This is a genomic window from Candidatus Poribacteria bacterium (assembly GCA_016866785.1).
GTDB lineage: Bacteria > Poribacteria > WGA-4E.
On the sequence record VGLH01000195.1, the window covers coordinates 1 to 5,045 of the forward strand.

The window sequence follows — 5,045 nt, forward strand, 5'->3', positions numbered from 1 at the left end:
AGATCGTCGGTTCCGGCTTGGGTTCCGGCTTGGCATCGTCGGTCGTTTGCACGCGATAGACGCCTGAATCGACGAACTCACAGGAGACTATCGGATAACTGCCTTCGTCGATTGAGATAGACTCTTAGGATGCTTCTGATGACCTGTGTGCCACACGCGCCAGCCCTCGCCAGCAGACCGTCACATTCACGTGGCCATGGGCTTGCCACACGTCCCATAGTGTCCCACACTCCATGCGAGTCGCAACGTCCCAGGAAAGGTCGGCAGGTCGGGGCGTGAGAATCCGCACTGTGACTGAGCTCAGTTGGGAGAGTGCCTGAATCGCACTCAGGAGGTCAGGGGTTCGACTCCCCTCAGCTCCACCATCTCCCCGATGGTTCGCCACGCACGTTCGCGGCGTGGTCACTCTCCATCCCCATCCTCGTAGGCAATCCTCAGACCGGCTATCCCGTACGTACCCTTTCTCTACGCGCCGAACGCGGTATCGTGTGTGCCGCCCAAAAAAAATGTCGGCACAGCGCGAATTCTCCGTCTATCCGTCTAGCTGATACACCGCAGGCGGATTCATGGACGACGGCCACATGGACGAGACGATCCAGTGCCTAGTGCGTCGCAGTCGCGCCGGCAGTCCGGAGGCGTTCGCCTGTCTGGCGACGCGGTTCGGCCCGCGGGTCTTTGCGCTTGCGTTCAGCCTGCTCCTGAATGCCGACGACGCCGAGGAGGTCGTCCAGGAGAGCTTCCTGCGAGCGTTCAGCAGCCTCGGCAAACTGCGCGCGCCCGACAAGTTCGAAAGCTGGATGTTCCGCATCGCCTACCGCACGGCAATGGACATCCTGAGAGCGCGGCGACGGGAGACGGTGATGGACGGCACGACTCTCTGGCATAGTGCCGACCGCAGCGAGGGCGCCATCGGGCAGATGACTCGCGCGGAGGCGGACGCCATCTTGGCGCGGGCGCTGAGCCGTCTACCGGAATCGCTGCGGGTTCCCGTCGTTCTGCGGTTCATCGATGAGACCCCGTATCCAGAGATCGCCGAGAGCCTCAACATCACGCGGTACGCCGCCGAGAAGCGCGTCGAGCGCGGACTCTGTTTGCTGCGCCAGCACTGCGAGCGAGAAGGCATCCGCAGGGCGGACGTGTTCTGCTCGTTCTTCCTGACCTGTCCGCTGGCGCAGGAGTTCTACGACCGGATGGCGGAGCTCCTGCGGAACGCCCCGCCACCCCACACCACGCCGGCTGATCTGACCCCGAAGGTCGCCGGAGCCGTGTTCGCGGGAACCGCAGCGTTGGCGCTGGTCGGCGCGATGGCGTTCCCGCAGCCAGCGCAGGAAGTGGCGCCCTCCCCAGAGGGAACGCGGACGATGCGCGTCGTGCTGCTAGGCGACGTGGAACTCGAAGCCGTGAAGAACGCGTCCGTAGAAAGCAACGCAGGTGCGCGGACGATCGTCGAACCCGGCGCGGAATGGCACGGATGGCTGCCGTCGGAACCCAAGTTCGATACGAGCGTTCCCAAGAAGCAAACCGCTTTCTACGTGACGCCGCCATCGGGCGCCGAATTCGGTAATGATCACGGCGTTCTCAAGGAGTTCGCTTCCGTATACGGCGTCGTGACGCTGGACATGTGGGTCAAACCGTCCACGAAGCCGGTGAACATGACGATCGGCATGGTTCTCGACGGTTCGCCTAACACATTCGTCCACAAGAACGAGGACAACTGGTGGTACGTGGACATGAACCCGACGTCTGTGCCTTCGAATCCGACGCCGATCCTTCCGGTGAACGAGAACGGCGATTACGTGAAAGTCGTTCATCGCACCGAGTCGGGAACGTTCGATATCTACCTCAACGGCAAACGGATGGTCCGCAACGCGCGGTCGCCCCATGGCAAAGGTCGCGCGGTCACGGGCGTCTGGCTCAATAGCGGTCGGGGAGGTAGGAGAGCGACCTCCTACTTCGACGCGCTAACGGTTCGAGTATCGGAGTCATAAACGGATTGACTGAGGTTCCGCCTGTCAGACACGAAGAAGGAGCGCCGGCGTGAAGAATACAGTTCGGTATCTATTCGCGATAATCGTTGCCACCTTGACGACGACGGCAGTCGCTCAGCTGACGAACACGAAGATCGCATTCCAGAGCGACCGGAGCGGAACGTACGGCATCTACGTCATGGATCCCGACGGCGCGAACCAGACGCCGATCATTCTCGATACGAGTCAGAACCAACATCCATCGTGGTCACCGGACGGAAGTAAGCTTGCCTTCGTCTCGCTTCGTGACGGCAACTACGAGATCTACGTCGCCGATGCCGACGGATCGAATCAGACGAACCGGACGAATCATCCTACCGCAAGCGACGATTTCGCGTCGTGGTCACCGGACGGAACGAAGATCGCCTTCCAATCGAACCGGGCGGGTCTGACGCAGATCTACGTCATGAATGCCGATGGAACGAACGTGACGCTTCTGCCGAATAGTGTCGGCAACGATTATGCGCCCGTGTGGTCGCCCGGCGGCACGAAGATCGCGTTCTACTCGAATCGTGACGGTAATGACGAAATCTATGTCGTGGATATCGTCACCGAGAGTCTAACGAACCTCACCAACAACGGAACGCGTGATCGTTATCCGTCCTGGTCGCCGGATGGAACGCGAATTGCGTTTGAACGCGATTACGACGTTTACGTGATGGACGCCGACGGTCTCAATCCGTCGAATCTGACGTCATCCGCCGAGTTGGACTACTCCCCTCGATGGTCACCCGACGGTACGAAGATCGTAATGATGTCCGAGCGACCGACTCCCGGTCAGGTCTACACCATGGACGCCAACGGCGCCAACCAAACGCCGTTGACGTCGACAGGGCACAACGAATTTCCATCGTGGTCCCCGTATCTTAATCCAGTAGCGACTACGTCTGTGGCTTCGATCAACGCTGGCATTGTCACGAAGCCGGGCTCCGGCACAGCGACCTTCGCCATTTCGAACACCGGCGGCGGAACCCTGACCGTCAGCGGGATCACGTCATCGAACGGGCAGTTCGCCGTCTCTCCCGCGCCGCCCTACAACCTGACGGCGGGTCAGAGCCAGACCGTCACGGTCACCTTCACGCCGACGAAGGTGGGCTGGGAGCAGTCCGCTCTGTCCATCACGCACAACGCGTCGGGGAGCCCGTCGACCGTCACGGCGAAGGGCATCGGTCGGATCAATCCGCCAACGGGCGACTTGGCGCAGACGAAGATCGCGTTCACATCGAACCGCGATGGCAACGGCGAAGTATATGTCATGAGCGCGGACGGGTCCGGTCAAGTGCGACTGACGAACAACTCGGCGATAGACGAAGGTCCGGCATGGTCACCCGATGGGACGAAGATCGCGTTTCAATCAACTCGAGACGGTCACTACGAAATCTACGTAATGAACGCCGATGGAACCGCCGAGACTCGTCTGACAACGAGCGCCGTAGATAGCCACGCTCCGGCGTGGTCGCCAGACGGGACCAGGATTGCTTTTGCCAGGGGCACGAACGTTGGTGACACATTCATCTATGTCATGGACGCAGACGGAAGTAACGTCAATCAGCTTACATCGTCCGGAAGCGCTCCACCGGGACAAGACCCGTCATGGTCTCCCGACGGTACGAAGATCGCGTTCGGTACGTATGGCAGCGGCGCCGACATCTACGTCATGAACGCCAACGGGTCGAACGTCGTCAACGTGACGAATACGTCGTCGTCGTATGAAGTCGTACCCTCGTGGTCTCCGGATGGGACGAAGCTCGCGTTCCACACGAACCGCGATGGGAATAACGAGATCTACGCCATGGGCGCAGACGGCGCGAACCCAACACGACTCACGAGCGATCCGGGCGCGGACGAGCAGCCGGATTGGTCTCCGGATGGGACGAAGATCGCGTGGAGCACGAATCGGAACGGCACGCACCAGATCTACGTGATGAACACGGATGGGACAAGCCCAACGCGCATCACCACCACTGCCTTCATCGACGGGATTCCGTCCTGGTCTCCCTTCCTCGCCCCAGCTCTGCCCTCCTACCAGAACTGGCAAGCAACACTCCGCCTGACGGGCGATCCGGCGGGCGACCACACGGTCATCGTCGGCGTCGCGCCGGACGCGACGGATGCCGTCAATCTGTCGCTAGAAGACACGCTCGCCCCGCCCATGCCGCAGCCTCCGGCGTCATGGCTCCGCCTCCTGAGAGGCGGCCAGGCGCTATCACAGGATGTTCTCGCGTTCGCCGATGCGCGAACGTGGACCATCGAAGTCGAGGTCGGCAGCGGGACGCACTATCTGTCGATCGAAGGACTGCCGGAAGGCGTGCTCGCCTACTACAACGACAACCCGCGCATCGTCCACGGGCCCGACACGGACGCGGCGACGGCGGTCGTCCATCCGCTGCCTCTGGGAGCGAGCATACCCCTGAACACGGGCAGGCACCTCTTGACGCTCGTGCTCTCGAAGCGCCTGCCGCAGACGCTGGCGACGACGTTGGGCATCCGCTGGCGCATGTTCTCCCTGCCGGGTCCGACGACGAACGGAGCTCCGGCGGATTTGGTGACGCGGGGCGTCATCTCGATGTATGGCTACGGCTACTTCGACGCCTCGACGCCGCCCGTATGGATCGAGAACTACCAGCAGGTGACGTTGGCATCGACCCAGCCGCTCCCATTCGTCGGGAAGGGCTGGTTCATCTTCCGCGACCCGGCGAATGGTCCGCTGGCGACGACCTTCCAGGTGGACGTGGGCGATCCGGCGGCGCAGTCGGTGTCGGTGACGCTGCAACCTCGCTGGAACCTCGTCGGCGCTCCGTTCGGGGGCGCGCCCGCGTCAGCCTACAACCCGACCGCCAAGACGGTCTTCGGGTATGACGGCGTCAACTACGTCATCGCGACGAGTCTGTCGCAGTTCCAGGGCTACTGGGTCTACAACGAGCTGGCGACGGCTCGGACGGTGACGATCACGCAGCCATCTCCGGGGGCTCCTGCCATCGTCCAGCGCGCGGCTCCGTCGCCGGATTGGGTCGCGCC

Annotated in this window: 2 protein-coding genes and 1 tRNA gene; all 3 read left to right on the top strand. The window is 62.1% G+C overall.

Annotated features, from left to right (window positions below; genetic code table 11):
- Positions 1-290 precede the first annotated feature (290 nt).
- Positions 291-365 (top strand) — tRNA-Ala (locus FJZ36_17950).
- Positions 366-566: 201 nt separating this feature from the next.
- Positions 567-1,988, top strand: a complete 1,422-nt coding sequence (locus tag FJZ36_17955; protein MBM3216782.1) for a sigma-70 family RNA polymerase sigma factor — start codon at positions 567-569, stop codon at positions 1,986-1,988.
- A 49-nt stretch (positions 1,989-2,037) separates the two neighbouring features.
- On the top strand, positions 2,038-5,045 hold a 3,008-nt coding region (locus tag FJZ36_17960), incomplete at its 3' end, for a DUF1573 domain-containing protein (protein ID MBM3216783.1).

Excerpts from the sequence above, each read along its gene's own strand:
- FJZ36_17955 (MBM3216782.1), top strand. The coding sequence starts at position 567 with ATGGACGACGGCCACATGGACGAGACGATCCAGTGCCTAGTGCGTCGC.